Annotated in this window: 14 protein-coding genes and 1 pseudogene; 12 read left to right on the top strand and 3 right to left on the bottom strand. The window is 35.9% G+C overall.

Annotation, left to right across the window (positions count from 1 at the left end):
• Nucleotide 1: 1 nt before the first annotated feature.
• The 3 genes from BST93_RS01000 to BST93_RS00990 are packed head-to-tail and all read left to right on the top strand — an operon-like array spanning nucleotide 2 to nucleotide 3,121.
• Nucleotides 2-991: a UDP-glucuronic acid decarboxylase family protein gene (locus tag BST93_RS01000; protein ID WP_060523391.1), complete on the top strand. Its 990-nt coding sequence runs from the start codon at nucleotides 2-4 to the stop codon at nucleotides 989-991.
• On the top strand, nucleotides 954-2,345 hold the full coding sequence (locus BST93_RS00995) for an undecaprenyl-phosphate glucose phosphotransferase (RefSeq protein WP_105017758.1): 1,392 nt from the start codon (nucleotides 954-956) through the stop codon (nucleotides 2,343-2,345). The genes BST93_RS01000 and BST93_RS00995 overlap by 38 nt, the downstream gene beginning before the upstream one ends.
• Entirely contained in the window at nucleotides 2,345-3,121 is a 777-nt protein-coding gene (locus tag BST93_RS00990; protein ID WP_105017757.1) for a glycosyltransferase family 2 protein, read from the top strand. The genes BST93_RS00995 and BST93_RS00990 overlap by 1 nt, the downstream gene beginning before the upstream one ends.
• Here BST93_RS00990 and BST93_RS00985 read toward each other — a convergent pair.
• The gene (locus tag BST93_RS00985) at nucleotides 3,118-5,532 is read right to left on the bottom strand and encodes an outer membrane beta-barrel family protein (RefSeq protein ID WP_105017756.1); all 2,415 of its coding nucleotides are present in this window, start codon (nucleotides 5,530-5,532) and stop codon (nucleotides 3,118-3,120) included. The genes BST93_RS00990 and BST93_RS00985 overlap by 4 nt on opposite strands.
• A gap of 98 nt (nucleotides 5,533-5,630) precedes the next feature.
• Between BST93_RS00985 and lepA the strand changes: the two genes are divergently transcribed.
• Nucleotides 5,631-7,430: a translation elongation factor 4 gene (gene lepA, locus BST93_RS00980; RefSeq protein ID WP_105017755.1), complete on the top strand. Its 1,800-nt coding sequence runs from the start codon at nucleotides 5,631-5,633 to the stop codon at nucleotides 7,428-7,430.
• 52 nt (nucleotides 7,431-7,482) lie between these two features.
• Here lepA and BST93_RS00975 read toward each other — a convergent pair whose 3' ends face one another.
• A complete protein-coding gene (locus BST93_RS00975) occupies nucleotides 7,483-9,333 on the bottom strand; it encodes a cation:proton antiporter (protein WP_105017754.1) in 1,851 nt (616 codons plus the stop codon).
• A 206-nt stretch (nucleotides 9,334-9,539) separates the two neighbouring features.
• Here BST93_RS00975 and BST93_RS00970 point away from each other — a divergent pair, with 206 nt between their 5' ends.
• From BST93_RS00970 to BST93_RS00960, 3 genes are all read left to right on the top strand, one after another.
• A complete protein-coding gene (locus tag BST93_RS00970; protein ID WP_105017753.1) occupies nucleotides 9,540-10,400 on the top strand; it encodes an MBL fold metallo-hydrolase in 861 nt (286 codons plus the stop codon).
• A 3-nt stretch (nucleotides 10,401-10,403) separates the two neighbouring features.
• Nucleotides 10,404-12,026, top strand: a complete 1,623-nt coding sequence (locus BST93_RS00965) for a S8 family peptidase (protein WP_105017752.1) — start codon at nucleotides 10,404-10,406, stop codon at nucleotides 12,024-12,026.
• A 229-nt stretch (nucleotides 12,027-12,255) separates the two neighbouring features.
• A complete protein-coding gene (locus BST93_RS00960) occupies nucleotides 12,256-12,453 on the top strand; it encodes a PID-CTERM protein-sorting domain-containing protein (protein ID WP_105017751.1) in 198 nt (65 codons plus the stop codon).
• Between the two features lie 7 nt (nucleotides 12,454-12,460).
• Here BST93_RS00960 and BST93_RS00955 read toward each other — a convergent pair whose 3' ends face one another.
• On the bottom strand, nucleotides 12,461-13,054 hold the full coding sequence (locus BST93_RS00955) for a riboflavin synthase (RefSeq protein WP_105017750.1): 594 nt from the start codon (nucleotides 13,052-13,054) through the stop codon (nucleotides 12,461-12,463).
• Between the two features lie 59 nt (nucleotides 13,055-13,113).
• On the opposite strand from BST93_RS00955, the gene pdxA reads away from it, so the two are divergent.
• The 5 genes and pseudogenes from pdxA to accB all read left to right on the top strand — a co-directional run bounded on the left by pdxA (nucleotide 13,114) and on the right by accB (nucleotide 16,631).
• Nucleotides 13,114-14,163: a 4-hydroxythreonine-4-phosphate dehydrogenase PdxA gene (gene pdxA / locus BST93_RS00950; protein WP_105017749.1), complete on the top strand. Its 1,050-nt coding sequence runs from the start codon at nucleotides 13,114-13,116 to the stop codon at nucleotides 14,161-14,163.
• A gap of 62 nt (nucleotides 14,164-14,225) precedes the next feature.
• Entirely contained in the window at nucleotides 14,226-14,762 is a 537-nt protein-coding gene (locus tag BST93_RS00945; RefSeq protein WP_042276456.1) for a YceD family protein, read from the top strand.
• 5 nt (nucleotides 14,763-14,767) lie between these two features.
• On the top strand, nucleotides 14,768-14,965 hold the full coding sequence (rpmF, locus tag BST93_RS00940; RefSeq protein WP_042276454.1) for a 50S ribosomal protein L32: 198 nt from the start codon (nucleotides 14,768-14,770) through the stop codon (nucleotides 14,963-14,965).
• Between the two features lie 154 nt (nucleotides 14,966-15,119).
• Nucleotides 15,120-16,114, top strand: a pseudogene (locus tag BST93_RS00935) (beta-ketoacyl-ACP synthase III).
• Nucleotides 16,115-16,139: 25 nt separating this feature from the next.
• On the top strand, nucleotides 16,140-16,631 hold the full coding sequence (gene accB / locus BST93_RS00930) for an acetyl-CoA carboxylase biotin carboxyl carrier protein (RefSeq protein WP_105017748.1): 492 nt from the start codon (nucleotides 16,140-16,142) through the stop codon (nucleotides 16,629-16,631).

Raw genomic sequence — 16,631 nt, 5'->3', positions numbered from 1 at the left:
TATGAAAAAGCGCGTACTTATAACAGGAGCAGCGGGATTTTTAGGGTCTCATCTATGTGATAGATTTATAAAAGAAGGCTTTCATGTTATTGGAATGGATAACCTGATTACAGGAGATCTTAAAAATATAGAGCATTTATTTCCACTAGAACAATTTGAATTTTTTCACCATGATGTTTCAAAGTACGTCCATGTTGCAGGAGATTTAGATTATATTCTGCATTTTGCGAGCCCAGCTAGTCCTATAGATTATCTTAAAATCCCTATACAAACCTTAAAGGTAGGTTCGCTAGGAACTCACAACTTACTTGGTCTAGCCAAAAATAAAAAAGCCAGGTTGCTTATCGCTAGTACTAGTGAGGTTTACGGTGATCCTCTTGTTCATCCACAAGCAGAAGATTATTATGGTAACGTAAATACAATAGGTCCTCGTGGTGTATATGATGAAGCAAAGAGATTTCAAGAGTCTATAACGATGGCTTACCACAGGTTCCATGGTTTAGAAACTAGAATTGTACGCATTTTTAATACCTACGGACCTCGTATGAGACTTAATGATGGTAGGGTAATTCCTGCTTTTATGGGGCAAGCGCTGCGTGGCGAGGATCTCACTGTTTTTGGAGATGGATCACAAACCAGGTCTTTTTGTTATGTAGATGATCAGGTAGAAGGTATTTTTAGGTTATTAATGAGCGACTATCCCATGCCAGTAAACATTGGTAATCCCAATGAAATATCGATAAGTGATTTTGCACAAGAAATAATTAAATTAACAGGTACTGATCAAAAGGTGATTTATAAGGACTTACCACAAGATGATCCTATGAAGCGTAAACCTGATATTTCACTTGCCAAAGAAATTTTAAACTGGGAACCACAAGTTTCAAGAGAAGAAGGGATGCGACGTACTTTTGAGTATTTTAAAACGTTATCTCCAGAAGAATTAGATAAACGTGAGCACAAAGACTTTACACAACATAACCGAAGATAAAATCACTTATAGAGATCAACGGTATTCTGGGTTTATAAGGCCATTATCGTATCTCATTGATTTAAGTTTGATCGTCATATTTGCTTCACATTTTTTTGCGAGCTCCTTTGACGTGCTTACCTATGGAATTTTTATTGGTATTTGCTGGGTGCTAGTATCCATGCAGTTTGATTTTTATAAAACTCAACGCAATACTGATATAATAACCCTTTTAGGAAGACTGGTTAAACAAGCCGTAGTTTTTGCATTTATGGTATTTGCCTTCTTTGGCTTTTATTATGAGATAAATAATAATACTATGATTGTTTCCAAATACCTACTGTGGACCATGGGAACAATCTCGATAATAAAAATAAGTTTGTTCTATATTTTAAAACATTATAGGTCGGTTTTAGGCGGTAATTTTAGAAATGTAGTACTACTAGGAGTCAACAAGGATACCAAGCAGTTATCAAGTTTTTTTAATAAGCACAAGGATTACGGTTATCGCACTCAAAATATTATTGACACTAGTTCTAGCGAGTTTTCCATGCAGGAATTTCAAGAATATGTTTTAGACAATCAAATAGACGAAATCTTTTGTTCAGTTAGAGAACTTAAAAATGAAGATCTCATTGATCTTACTGAATTTGTAGACAATAATTTAAGGACACTTAAATTCATACCCGATACTGATATGCCTCTTTCTAGGCAATTACATTATGAGTACTACGGTCGTACACCAATAATATCCCTACGTCAAATACCTTTAGATGATTTTGGTAATCAATTTATAAAACGAGCCTTTGACATTCTTTTTTCATTATTTGTTATTGTTTTTTTAATGTCATGGTTAACACCTTTGATAGCTTTGATTATCAAACTAGAATCCAAGGGACCTGTCTTTTTTGTGCAAAAGCGTAACGGTTTGGACTATAAAGAGTTCACGTGTTTTAAGTTTAGATCCATGGTTCCTAACAACAAGGCACACCTGGAACAAGTAACACGTGGCGATCAACGAATAACCAAAATTGGTAGGTTTTTAAGGAAAACCAGCATTGACGAATTACCTCAATTTTTTAATGTGTTACTAGGCTCCATGAGTGTGGTAGGTCCTAGACCTCATATGGTTAGTCACACACACATGTATGCCGAACGTATCGATAAATTCATGGTGCGTCATTTTGTGAAACCAGGAATAACAGGACTAGCACAGGTAAGTGGATATCGCGGCGAGGTAGAAACAGAAGACGATATTAAAGGTCGCGTGCGCAATGATATTTACTACATTGAGAACTGGAATATTAATTTGGACATCAAGATTATAATTAAAACAATCACCAACGTGTTTAAGGGTGAGGAAAAGGCATATTAATGGATTTAGTAAGTGTTATAATACCAACTTACAACAACCAAGATACATTAGGAGAAACCCTAGATAGCGTTTTAAATCAAGACTACCGGCCTATTGAATTAATAATTGTTGACGACTGCAGTGTTGATGATAGTCACGCTTTCGCGAAAGCGTATTCTACAAAAAATTCTTCTCAAGGAATAAGTTTTATAATTCAAGAAAATAAAGAAAACAAAGGAGCTGGTTTTACTCGTAATCGGGCAGTCGAGCTAGCAAAGGGTAGATATATTGCCTTTTTAGACGCCGATGATCTTTGGAAACCCTATAAACTCTCCTTGCAAATCGAACAAATGAGACTGTCACAAACGGCGATGTCCTATGGTGCTTATGAGATATTCACAGAAAATGCGAATGAGCCTAAATACCTTCAAAAGGTTTTCAATTCACTAACTTATAAAAAGTTACTACGAGCAAACTATGTAGGGAATTTGACAGGAATTTACGATACCCATAAAATAGGAAAGGTTGCTGTGTCTTCATTACGTAAAAGACAAGATTGGGCCATGTGGTTGGATGTGATTAAACTATCGGGCACAGCTATTGGTATAGAAAAACCCATTGCGAGTTATAGAGCAGGCAATGGGTTGAGTTCACGAAAAAGTAGTCTGATTAAATATAACTATGCTGTATATCGCAACCACCTTAACTATTCTTTTTTAAAAAGCTGTTGGTCCATGGTGCTTTTTATTTATGAGCAATGGTTTATAAAGAAAGCCATGATTAAAAAACTGGATTAAAGTCCTAGAGATTGTTGTTGTGTACGTTCTTTCTCTTCAGGTTCTTCTACTTCATTGTTTCTTAGACCATAATTTCCAAAATTGTAAGTGAATGCGACACTAAAGGTGTTAGTCTCTGGTAAATAAGTAACGCCTACGTCTTGATTACGATAAATAGACTCCATTAATCTGTTTTGACCTCTAAAAACATCATTATATGCAATCCTAAGATTTGCTCTACGGTTCCATAACGATTTGTTTATGGCAAAGTTACTCACGATCATATTTTGCATTCTAAACGAACCAAATAAGATATCACTTACATAATTTAGCTCGGCATCCAAAGACCAGGTACGATCTTCTGAAAGACTAAATCTACTAAAGCTAGAGAGATAAACTCCTGTCACGTCCTGCTTTTGGTCCACACCGCCGGACTGTACTGCAACAAATTCGTTTTCTAAATAAAAGAAACTAGCAGAAAGTGCAAGCAACCAAGAATCAGTTGGGTATTGAAAGGTTTCAATATCTAGACTATATTGTAGCTCGTAGTTCAAATTAGCATTTTGAAAATTTAAACTGTTTGCATTATTATCTTGAAAAGGTAGAATAGAAAGTAAGTCCTTTGAATACAAATAATAAGCGTCAAAAAACCAGGTGTCGTTATGATTCCATGCAACACTATATTTATTGTTGAATGATGGCATTAAATTAGGATTACCAGAATTAAAATTGGTTTCATTTACAAAAATTCTATAGGGATTTAGACTCTCATAACGTGGTCTTTCAATGCTTCTTTTGTAACTTAAAGTAAGAGTGTTGCTTTCATCAAGCGAATGTCCTAATGATGCCGTAGGAAACCATGAAAGATAGTTTTGAGTATTCACTATTCCTAGACTTCTTGAATCACCTGTAATATCAGTTTGCTCAGCTCTTAGTCCAGCGGTCAGAAACCATTTTTCCCAATTGCGTTCCATTTGTCCGTAGAAAGCAATGATTTTTTCATCATAGGCATAGTTATCCGAGTTAGCAGGAACAATAATCGGTGAAGTTCCATTTGAATCAAAGAAATCCTGTACGGTTTGTGAATCAATTTGATTATACTTAGCTCCAGTGCTTAATTGGTATTCGCCTAATGCGAATTGATAGTCTATCCCAGCTGTGTAAATAGCCACATCAAGATCTATGTCCGACAAAAAACTATTACTTCCAGTGGTATTATTTTGAGTGTCAAAAAATCTTGTAAAAACATCCTGATAGTTGTCTTTATTGGTAAATACATGATTTCCATAAAGCCTAAGGACATTCCCGTTATCTGCATAATAGTTGTAGTCGGCATTCACAAAACCAGTTGTTGCGTCTCGTTCATTGAGACCGTTAGTTTCTAAGCCTGAAAAATCGGTATCACCATCTTGAAGAATTAATGTGCGTGTAAAAGCATCACCATCTTGATTGTTGTTAACGTTAATATTTCCAGAAACACTTAGATAGCTTTTACTACTTAAGCTAAAATCTATAACAGTATTCAGGCTGTGAGCATCACTTTCATTCACATTATTATAATCAGTGAACCAGCGTTGCGATCTAGTACCATCAGGATTAAAAAAGCCTATTTCGTTTTCTTCTATATAAAGATCTTCTCTTGGGTTGTAACTGTAGTTGGCATATATATTTACCCAATTATTTTTATAAAAATGTGAAGTACCTATTTTGTATTTGGCAAGCTCGTCGATAGTATAACTACCCATCACATTACCCTTGTAACCTAATGAGATTCCTTTACTAGTGTTAATATTTATGACTGTTCCACCTTCGGCATCGTAACTTGCCGGTGGATTGGTAATGACCTCTACATTTTTGACATTATCACCACTGTAGCCAGCTAGTAATTGATTGAGCTCATCATCGGTTAGATATACTCTTTTATTATTAATATAAATTTGAGCGGCCTGTCCTTTAACTATATAAGTGTTGTTTTGTTTAAAAACACCAGGCGAACTGCGTAATATGGTCAATGCATCAGTATTACTCAGACTGGTATTCTCTACATTAAAAATGAGCCTATCCGCTTTCTTAGTTACAGTAGGTCTTTTGGCTGTGACAGTGACCGCATCCATGGATTCAATTTGCTCTTGGACTATAAGGTCACCTAGATTTTGATTGCTGTTAATGGTAAGCTTTCGCGAAAGCGTAACATAACCTACACCTGTAACCACCATCGTATATTCACCATCTTCTATGTTCTTAAAAAGGACTTTACCCAGATCGTCACTGCTTGTACCTTGATAAAACGTACTGTCTGGCATTTTGTAAAGAATACTATTTAGATAGGGTAGGGATTCATTCTTTTCATCGATGAGTCTTGCTGTAAGCTCGTGCTGTGCAAACGAACTAAAAGAAACAAGGAAGAATAGGTAAGGGAAAAATCTATTCATGAGGCTTTTGAGTTGGAATTTAGACCACTAAAATAAAAAAGGGATAGGAAAATACCGACTTTAAATTCGACTATATTTGCATCTCGATTGAAACGACTATGAAGAACATACGTAATTTTTGCATTATTGCGCATATTGACCACGGTAAAAGTACACTGGCAGACAGGCTGTTAGATGCTACTCAAACTGTTACAAAGCGTGAGGCTCAAGCACAGCTATTAGACAATATGGATCTAGAGCGTGAGCGTGGTATTACCATTAAATCTCACGCGATACAGATGAATTATACAGCTCCAGATGGCGAGCAATATATTCTTAATCTGATAGATACTCCTGGTCACGTAGATTTTTCCTATGAAGTTTCTAGATCTATTGCTGCTTGTGAAGGTGCTTTGTTGGTAGTTGATGCCGCACAAAGTATTCAGGCACAAACGATCTCTAACCTTTATCTAGCATTAGAAAACGATCTCGAAATCATACCTGTGCTTAATAAAGTTGATTTACCTAGTGCAAATCCAGAAGAAGTAACCGACGATATTGTAGACCTGTTAGGTTGTGCCCCAGAAGAGGTAATACCAGCAAGTGCCAAAACAGGAATAGGAATCCAAGAGATTCTAGACGCTATCGTTGAGCGTGTACCAGCTCCTGTAGGTAATCCCGATGAGCCGTTGCAGGCATTGATTTTTGATTCTCAATACAATCAATTTAGAGGTGTGGAAACCATCTTTAGAGTTATAAATGGTAGTATTAAAAAAGGTCAACATATTAAGTTTGTTGCAACTGGTGAAAGCTACTATGCCGATGAGATTGGAACTCTTAAGCTGAAACAAGAACCTAAGAAAGAAATAAGCTGTGGTGATGTAGGTTACTTGATTACAGGTATTAAAGAGGCAAAGGAAGTTAAAGTAGGTGATACCATAACTGATCACGATAATCCGACTAAGAATGCAATTGAAGGTTTTGAAGATGTTAAGCCTATGGTTTTTGCAGGTATATATCCTGTAGACACTGAGGATTACGAGGATTTAAGAGCTAGTATGGAAAAATTACAACTTAATGATGCCTCGCTTGTATTTCAAGCTGAAAGTAGTGCTGCATTAGGATTTGGTTTTAGATGTGGATTCTTGGGAATGTTACATTTAGAGATTATACAAGAAAGATTAGAACGTGAGTTTGATATGACGGTGATCACTACGGTACCTAACGTATCCTATCACGCTTACACTAACAAAAATCCTAACGACATTGTAATCGTTAATAACCCTAGTGATTTACCTGAACCATCAACACTTAATCGAGTAGAAGAGCCATTTATTAAAGCTACGATTATTACAAAATCTGACTTTGTGGGTAATGTAATGTCATTGTGTATTGAAAAACGTGGTCAAGTAAAAAATCAAACCTACCTTACTCAAGAGCGTGTGGAACTAGTTTTTGACATGCCGTTGGCAGAAATCGTTTTTGATTTCTACGATAGATTAAAAACAGTAAGTAAAGGTTATGCTAGTTTTGATTATGCGCCTATTGGTATGAAAGAGTCAAAACTTGTGCGAGTAGATATTCTGTTAAATGCTCAAACTGTAGATGCTCTTAGTGCGCTTGTGCATTTTGATAATGCTTATACTATTGGTAAAAAGATGGTTGAAAAATTAAGAGAGTTAATCCCTAGACAGCAATTTGACATACCGGTACAAGCAGCCATAGGAGCCAAAATTATTGCTCGTGAAACTATCAAAGCGTTGCGTAAAGATGTGACGGCAAAATGTTACGGTGGTGATATTTCTCGTAAGCGTAAGTTACTAGAAAAACAAAAGAAAGGTAAAAAGCGTATGCGCCAGGTAGGTAATGTAGAAATTCCACAACAGGCGTTTATGGCGGTATTAAAGTTGAATGATTAATTCAATAGGCTTTATAAAATAAAACAGCGACCAATTGGTCGCTGTTTTTTTATTAATTTTCTTCAAGTAGTACTTCACCGGTGGTAGTTTCTACTATTTCTTTACCTAGATATACCAGCAAGGATCCTTCATCTATTTCAAGATCTTGATTAAGTGACGGTATAACATCTATTGCCTTTCCTTTGCGTATAAATAATGGAATGATATTAGAGTCGGTTTTTGTTATTTCTAGAAGAGCATTAAAATGTTCTTGAGATTTTAATTCAATTTCTCTTATGTGACCGTGATATCTAGCTACTTCATTAATATTGATAAAATCGTCGGTAGGAGAGAATAAACCTTCCTCAGGATTTTGATTAGGATTATTTATTTCATTGGCATGTACCAATCTAAAGGTGCCGTTCTCTCCAAATTGATTACCGAACCTTTCAACCGCATATTCATTAATTTGAGAGTTTCCAGTGAGAGCTAGCAAAAATCCAATGTTATTAAATTCAACATCATCTGTAAGAGCGTCACTATATACATCAGCGATGACAGCGTCTAGACCTTTTTCCTTAGCCAGTCTTACATTATTAGCATTACTGTCAACTAGCACAACCGCACGTTCGTGTTTTTTTAAGTAGTCAGCCACAAGTCTTGAGAACTTGCTGGCTCCTATTATCATAATTCCATTAGATTTCTTAAGAAAAACTCCTACGATTTTTGCAAAAGCACGTGCCGTGGTAGCATTAAGAAGTACAGTTCCTAATACGATCATAAAAACGAGAGGTGTAATATACTCTGCCCCTTCAATACCTTGAGAAACTAATTTTGATCCAAATAAAGATGCAATACCAGCTGCCACGATACCACGAGGACCTACCCATGATATGAAGAGTTTTTCATTTATTTTAAGTCCGCTGTTGACAGAACTCGCAAACACACCCAATGGTCTTATTAAAAGTACAACTATGGCAAAAAGCACTGCAGTTTTCCATGTATAGATTAAGTATAGATCTTCCATGTTAATATTTGCTGCTAGCAAAATGAATAAGATGGAGATTAATAAAACACTTAGGGATTCTTTGAAGTAAAGGAGTTCCTTAATATTGGGTAAATTAATGTTACCCATCACCATTCCCATAACTACCACGGCAAGTAAACCAGATTCTTTAGCAAAGGTGTCGCTCAAAACAAAGACGCCCAATACAGCAGCTAGAGTCACTACATTAAGCAAGTAATGTGGAATAAATTTTTTCTTGATAGCAAAGGCAAGCGCATGAGCAAAAGAAAAACCAAAAGCAAATCCGAACAACACGATTTTACCAAACTCTTCAAGTGCCACTATGGTAAATTTTCCGCCAGATCCGGTGCTTATAAATTCAAATACCAATACGGCAAATAGAGCTCCTATAGGATCAATGAGTATTCCTTCCCATTTAAGAATAGAACTTATATCTTTTTTCAATGGAATGTTTCGTAAAATAGGAGAGATAACGGTAGGACCAGTAACAATAATCAACGCACTGAATAAAAGTGAAATTTCCCAGCTCAAGTCAAAGATATAGTGAGCAGCAACACCAGCACCTATAAACGTAATTATTACAGCCACAGATATAAGTTTTCCAATAACAGGACCAGTATTTAGAATTTCGGCTCGTTTCAGGGTTAAACCACCTTCAAAAAGAATTATACTAATTGCTAATGAGACAAAATAGAATAAACTTTCTCCAGGAAACAGTCCGTTATCACCATTCCAAATGGGGTGAATGAGTTTCGTGTGATCTTCCGTATAAATGGTTGCGATGGGACCTACTAACAGTCCAATGATGATAAGGGGTAAAATTGCGGGTATTTTAAAACGCCATGCGACCCATTGCGCTAGTATACCTAAAATTATAATTCCTGCTAGTTCTAGCATATTTGGATAGATTTTAGGGCCAATTTACGACCTTTTTTAAATAGATGTTGAGGTTCCGCTTTCGCGAAAGCGTAATTACCACATTCTTAACGTGCAATTATGATATACCGCTATTGATTTTAACATAGATTCATGATGCATAATTAGCTATTAAAAAACTGATAAATGACCACTGATTACCAATGCCTATTTTGTATTTTGCAGCAATGAAAATACATAAGGTAGAATCTGGGAATTTTAAATTAGATGGCGGTGCTATGTTTGGTGTAGTGCCTAAATCTTTATGGCAACGCACAAATCCAGCCGATTCAAACAACATGATCGACATGGCGGCGAGATGTTTGTTAATTGAAAATGGTGATCGGTTGACTTTAATTGATACCGGAATGGGTACTAAGCAATCGGAAAAATTCTTTGGATACTATTACATGGACCATAGATTTGACTTAGATTCCAGTCTTAAAAATCTAGGTTTTAATAGAGATGATATTACCGATGTTTTTTTGACACACCTACATTTTGATCATTGTGGTGGCGTTATAAAAAAAGCTGGTAATCACGATGGATATGAACCTGCTTTTAAAAATGCCCGTGTTTATACCAACGAATCACACTGGCAATGGGCAATTGAACCTAACGCTAGAGAAAAGGCCTCATTTTTAAAAGAAAATATTATCCCGATTCAAGAAAGCGGTCAATTAGAGTTTGTAAAACAAAATCAAACTTTTGAGAAAGCAAATGAAATGGATTTTGACATATTGTTTGTTGATGGTCATACAGAAAAAATGATGATACCGCATATTGAGTATGATAGTAAAACATTTGTTTTCATGGCCGACTTATTGCCTACCGCAGGACATTTGCCCCTGCCATATGTTATGGGATACGACACAAGGCCTTTACTGACTCTTGATGAAAAAGAGAGGTTTTTACAAAAGGCAGCCACTGAGAAGTACTACCTCATTTTAGAACACGATCCTTTTAATGAGATTATTACGGTTAAACACACCGATAAAGGTGTGCGATTGGACCAAGTTTATACATTTAATGACTTTTTTAATAATTAGAATATGAAGTTTACATTTAAAAATACCCTTGTGGTAACAGCCGTTGCTGGTATGCTAGCTAGCTGTGGTAGTGGATTTGATATAGTATCACCACCTATTGAAAATATTGATACTACTCCTATTAAGACAACTGCCCTTACTGAAGAGCAAGAGAAAAATTGGAAGGACTACGATCTTCAACAGGATACTATTCCTGGAATGAGTGTTAATAGAGCTTATAATGAAATCCTAAAAGGAAAAAAAGGTGAAACTGTTGTAGTCGCAGTTATTGATAGTGGTATTGATGTTGAACACGAGGATCTAGATGATGTTATTTGGGTAAATGATGATGAAATCCCAAATAATGGAATTGATGACGATAACAATGGTTATATCGACGATGTTCATGGATGGAACTTTTTAGGAGATATTGTTGATGAAAATTTAGAATATGAACGTATTGTTCGTGATAAGGATAAGCTACCTGCAGATCTAGTGGCTAAAGCTCAAAAAGAGTACGACGAGAAACTAGAACAGGCTCAAGTTGCAAAGGGTCGTTATGAACGAATCCTTCAGCAAATAAATCAAGTTGATCCGTTGTTGAAAAAAGCGACTGGAAAAGACGTATACAAATCAGAGGATTTAAAAACCGTTGAATCTGAAGATCAAGCTGTACAACAAGGCAAGCAATTGATGATGTTCTTGTTCTCTCAAGGTTTAGAGTCTAACAAAGATGCAATAGACACTATTACCGAGCTTATTAACGATCAAACAGATTTGTTAAACGGATCTAAGTTAAAGACAAATTATAGAAAAGATATCCTAGGTGATGACCCTTATGTATGGGACACTCCTGTCTATGGAAATAATGAGTATAGTGGTCCAGATCCAAAGAAAGAAGATGCTTTTCATGGAACACACGTTGCTGGGATAATTGCTGCAGAGCGTAATAATGGATTAGGTGTTAATGGAGTGGCTGAAAATGTAGAGATAATGGTTCTAAGAGCTGTATCTACCGCTGACGAATACGATAAAGATATTGCTAAGGCGATACGATATGCTGCGGATAATGGTGCTAAAGTGATTAATACAAGTTTTGGTAAATATCATTCTCCTAATCCAGAATGGGTATGGGAAGCAATTAAATATGCTGCTAGTAAGGATGTTCTTATTGTAAATGCTGCTGGAAATGAAGGTATTGACACAGATTTTACTCAAGTATATCCTCAAGACCAACAAGGAGTAGGAGAAGAAATATCTGATAACTTTTTAACTGTAGGAGCTATGGGTCCGGAATATGGAGCTAATATGATTGCTGGTTTTTCTAATTACGGTAAATCTAGTGTAGATGTTTTTGGTCCTGGAGTGAAAATCTATTCAACTGCTCCAAATAGTGAGTATAGATTTGCGCAAGGTACGTCTATGGCTTCTCCTGCAGTAGCAGGAGTTGCTGCCGTAGTGAGAAGTTATTTTCCTAAATTGAGTGCAGGTCAAGTGAAGCAAGTTATTATGGAAAGTGGATTGACTACAAATGCAAACATGACTTTAAGCAGAAGTAGAGAGACAACAAAGCCGTTTAAAGAGATTACTAAATCGGGTAGAATGGCAAACCTTTATAATGCTTTAATACTTGCTTCAAAAATGTAAGAAGCTGTTTTTATATTACTAATAAAAGTGCCTCATTAATATAGTGAGGCATTTTTTTTGATATAGATTGTAGTGTAAATTTAAAACTTAATCATAGCGAATATTATAGATAATAAACATTAAAAAATCGATAAACGGTAAATTTGTTTAAATTGACATTAAGTTTACAGCTCTTTTTTTGGAGAAGATTGATAAATAAATATATTCGCAACTTAAAGAAAATGCCCCTATGCAATTCTTGTTATTATTAATACTTGGTACAGGTACTGGTGGACCTACGCCACCGCCACCGCCGCCTCCTATGGGGCCACCGCCACCTGTTGGTGATGTAGTTCCAGTTGATAGTGGTATTGTAATACTTATTGCTGTTGCACTTGCTATAGGAATTTACTCCGTTTTACAAAGAACAAGAATTACAAAAGCTTAAAAAGCTTTTAATTATTTTGTAATTCCATTAAACGTTTTACATATTTTCCTATAACGTCAAACTCTAGATTTACGATATCACCTGATTTCATCTCCTTAAAACCAGTGTATTCATATGTATAAGGTATTATAGCGACGGAAAACTCATTGATTTTTGAGTTTACTACAGTGAGACTTACGCCGTTAATACAAATACTTCCCTTTTCAATAGTCACATTATTCAAAGCAGAGTCGTATCTGAAAGTGAATATCCATGACCCATCTTGTTCCTCTACATTTATACAGGTTCCAGTCTGGTCCACGTGTCCTTGAACAATATGTCCGTCTAAACGGGCATTCATAAGCATGGCACGTTCAATATTTACGGTGTTGCCAACTTTAAGTTCGCCTAAATTGGTTTTTTTAAGTGTTTCGTCGATTGCAGTAACTGTATATAAGTCTTCATTCAGATCAACAATAGTGAGACACACTCCATTATGTGCTATGCTTTGATCAATTTTAAATTCATTTGTAATATCCGAATGTAATGTAAAATGAATATTAGACCCTTCTTTTTTTATTTCAACTACACGTGCAGTTTGTTCAATAATTCCTGTAAACATAACTTGTGAAAAAACCTTAATTTTACTTTTTCAAAAATACGGCTTAAATAGCGCAATACATGGTAAAAACTGACAATATCAAAGTAGGTATATCAATAGGAGATCCTAACGGAATAGGTGGTGAAATTATTCTCAAAGCTTTTGAAGATAATAGAATGCTAGAAATGTACACGCCTATAATTTTTGGGAGTACAAAATTGTTTTCCTACTACGCAAAAGTTTTTAAAATCAACACAAAGTTTCAAGGGATAAAGTCTTTGGAAGATGTCGTGCCGGGTAAAATTAATGTTATGCGTCTTTTTAAGGAGCCTTTTCATGTTGATTGGGGTAAAGTAGATAAAAAAGCAGGAGAAATCGCGGTTAAAAGTCTTCAAGAAGCAACCAAGGCGCTTAAGTCAGGGAATATTGACATACTTGTAACGGCGCCTATTAATAAAGAGTCCATTCAAAGTGAAGAGTTTAAATTCCCGGGACATACGGACTATTTGAATCAGGAACTATCAGGAGAAAGCTTAATGTTTATGGTTTCGGATAAATTAAAGGTAGGTTTGCTTACCGACCATGTTCCAGTAAAAGATGTTCCGTCAAACATTACGGCTAAAAGTATTAAAACCAAAATAGGAACAATAAAAGAGTCATTAAAACGAGACTTCAAAATTTCCAAACCAAAAATTGCAGTTCTAGGAATTAATCCACATGTAGGAGATAATGGCGTTATAGGAGATGATGATCAAAAACAGCTAATACCAGTTTTAGAGGAGTTACGCAATGATGGTACTTTGATATTTGGCCCTTACGCAGCCGACTCTTTTTTTGGTCAGAAACGTCACGAACAATTTGACGCTATTTTGGCAAGCTATCATGACCAAGGTTTAGTTCCATTTAAAACATTAAGCTTTGGTGAAGGTGTTAATTACACAGCAGGATTAAGCCATGTGCGCACCAGTCCAGATCATGGAACTGGTTTTGACATAGCAGGAAAAAATGAAGCAAGTGCTAGTAGTTTTACTGCTGCTGTACATATGGCTGCAGATATTTTTAATGCTAGAAAGGAATATGATGAACTGACTTCAAACGTATTAAAAATACAATCTAAAAAACGAAGATGATATTAACAGTTGATTTTTAATAACTTTTATTATCTTTGCACGCTCTTTATAAGAGCTATATTATGGAACTCAAAGCTTTTAATATTGCGTTTGCTGGTCTTAAAGTAGGGCAGCATCAATTTGAGTACGAGGTCGATAATACGTTTTTTGAAAATTTCGGATTTGAAGAGTTTAATAGCTCATCCCTTGCTGTAACTGCGGTACTAGATAAAAGAACCACAATTATGGATCTTAAATTAACAGCTCATGGAGTGGTTAACGTTAATTGTGATGTGACTAATGAACCCTTTGATTTACCTGTTGAGGTAGATATGGATTTGGTAATCAAATTCGGTGAGGAGTTTAACGATGAAAATATAGAGTTGTTAATTTTACCTCATGGTGAATACCAATTCAATATAAGCCAGTACGTATATGAGATGATTGTTTTATCAATTCCTCAAAAAAGAGTACATCCAGGTGTTGAAGACGGCACACTAGACTCAGAAGTGTTAGATAAACTTGATGAGTTAAGTGTAGCAGCTCCAGAAGAGAAAGAGACAGAACAAGTAGATCCCAGATGGGACGCATTAAAAAAATTAAAAACGGATAATAATTAATAGCCATGGCGCATCCAAAGAGAAAAATCAGTAAAACAAGAAGAGATAAAAGGAGAACTCATTATAAAGCGAGTGTTCCTCAAATCGCAGTAGATTCAACAACAGGAGAATCTCACTTATACCACAGAGCTCACTGGCACGAAGGTAAATTATACTACCGTGGTAATGTTTTAATTGACAAAACAGAAGAAGTAGAGGCTTAGTCTCTATCGTTTAACACAGGTTATTCGAAATAATAACTTATTTTTAAAATTATTAAAATGACACATTTTCAATTAAAAATGTGTCATTTTTTGTGGTTTTAGACTGTTTTTTAGTAGCTTTCGCAGCTCTAATCGTCTAATTAGAACGATACTTATGGGTAAAATAACAGCAGCAATAACAGGTGTAGGTGCCTATTTGCCAGAATATCGCCTTACAAATGCCATTCTTGAAACAATGGTAGATACTAATGATGAGTGGATCACCACGCGTACAGGCATTAAAGAGCGTCGTATTCTAAAGGAACCTGGTAAAGGAACCTCATATATGGCCATTAAAGCTGCACAAGACCTTATAGAAAAAAAAGGTATCGACCCTAAAACAATAGATTTAGTATTACTAGCTTCTGCTACACCCGATATGCCGGTTGCGTCAACAGGAGCCTATGTAGCAACACAAATTGGAGCTACAAATGCTTTCTCATATGATTTAATGGCGGCATGTTCAAGTTTTCTTTTTGGAATGAGTACAGCTAGCAGTTACATCGAATCAGGTCGATATAAACGAGTATTACTTATTGGGCAGATAAAATGTCCTCAATCATAGATTACGAAGACCGCGCTACTTGCATTATCTTTGGAGATGCAGCTGGCGCGGTTCTTTTTGAACCTAATGAAGAAGGCTATGGTGTTCAAGATGAAATTTTAAGAACCGACGGTATAGGTCGTGAATTCTTAAAAATTGAAGCAGGTGGATCAATTCTTCCAGCCTCTCATGAAACTGTAGAAAATAAGCAACATTATGTTTTTCAGGATGGGAAAAGTGTATTTAAGTACGCGGTTTCCAGCATGGCCGATGTTGCAGAACAAGTAGTTCAAAGAAACGGTTTAAGTAACGATGATATAGATTGGTTAGTTCCTCATCAAGCAAATAAACGTATTATAGACGCCACAGCTAGGAGAGTAGAATTACCACAAGAAAAAGTAATGATGAACATACACAAATATGGTAATACAACCAGTGCTACCTTACCTTTGTGTTTATATGAATATGAATCCCAATTAAAGAAAGGAGATCATCTCGTGTTTGCAGCCTTTGGTGGTGGCTTTACATGGGGATCAGTTCTACTTACTTGGGCCTATGATAGTTAATCCTTTAATTAACCACCCTTAAATTATGGAATTAAAAGAAATACAAAACCTAATCAAATTTGTCGCAAAGTCTGGCGCAAGTGAGGTGAAATTAGAAATGGATGATGTAAAAATCACCATTAAAACACAATCAGACGAACCTGTTACTTATGTTCAACAAGCACCGGTAATGGCAGCTCCACAACCAGCAGCTCCTGCACCTGTTGCACCAGCAGCGCCAGCAGCACCGGCTTCAAGTGATGCTCCTGCACCAGCAGCTGTTAGCGATGACAGTAAGTACATTACAGTAAAATCACCAATTATTGGAACTTTTTATAGAAAGCCAGCTCCAGACAAACCACTGTTTGTTGAAGTAGGAGACTCTATAAAAGAAGGTGATACCTTATGTATCATTGAAGCAATGAAACTATTTAACGAAATCGAAAGTGAAGTTTCTGGTACTATCGTAAAAGTATTAGTAGACGATTCTTCTCCAGTAGAGTTTGATCAACCATTATTTTTAGTAGATCCTTCTTAA

It is taken from the genome of Nonlabens tegetincola (genome assembly GCF_002954355.1).
Taxonomy (GTDB): Bacteria; Bacteroidota; Bacteroidia; order Flavobacteriales; family Flavobacteriaceae; genus Nonlabens; species Nonlabens tegetincola.
Note: the sequence above shows the minus strand (reverse complement) of the source record. Positions and strands in the feature narration are given on the sequence as shown.

Excerpts from the sequence above, each read along its gene's own strand:
- accB (WP_105017748.1), top strand. The coding sequence starts at position 16,140 with ATGGAATTAAAAGAAATACAAAACCTAATCAAATTTGTCGCAAAGTCT.
- BST93_RS00990 (WP_105017757.1), top strand. The coding sequence starts at position 2,345 with ATGGATTTAGTAAGTGTTATAATACCAACTTACAACAACCAAGATACA.
- BST93_RS01000 (WP_060523391.1), top strand. The coding sequence starts at position 2 with ATGAAAAAGCGCGTACTTATAACAGGAGCAGCGGGATTTTTAGGGTCT.
- BST93_RS00945 (WP_042276456.1), top strand. The coding sequence starts at position 14,226 with ATGGAACTCAAAGCTTTTAATATTGCGTTTGCTGGTCTTAAAGTAGGG.
- rpmF (WP_042276454.1), top strand. The coding sequence starts at position 14,768 with ATGGCGCATCCAAAGAGAAAAATCAGTAAAACAAGAAGAGATAAAAGG.
- BST93_RS00975 (WP_105017754.1), bottom strand. The coding sequence starts at position 9,333 with ATGCTAGAACTAGCAGGAATTATAATTTTAGGTATACTAGCGCAATGG.
- BST93_RS00970 (WP_105017753.1), top strand. The coding sequence starts at position 9,540 with ATGAAAATACATAAGGTAGAATCTGGGAATTTTAAATTAGATGGCGGT.
- lepA (WP_105017755.1), top strand. The coding sequence starts at position 5,631 with ATGAAGAACATACGTAATTTTTGCATTATTGCGCATATTGACCACGGT.
- BST93_RS00985 (WP_105017756.1), bottom strand. The coding sequence starts at position 5,532 with ATGAATAGATTTTTCCCTTACCTATTCTTCCTTGTTTCTTTTAGTTCG.
- BST93_RS00965 (WP_105017752.1), top strand. The coding sequence starts at position 10,404 with ATGAAGTTTACATTTAAAAATACCCTTGTGGTAACAGCCGTTGCTGGT.
- BST93_RS00955 (WP_105017750.1), bottom strand. The coding sequence starts at position 13,054 with ATGTTTACAGGAATTATTGAACAAACTGCACGTGTAGTTGAAATAAAA.
- BST93_RS00960 (WP_105017751.1), top strand. The coding sequence starts at position 12,256 with ATGCAATTCTTGTTATTATTAATACTTGGTACAGGTACTGGTGGACCT.
- pdxA (WP_105017749.1), top strand. The coding sequence starts at position 13,114 with ATGGTAAAAACTGACAATATCAAAGTAGGTATATCAATAGGAGATCCT.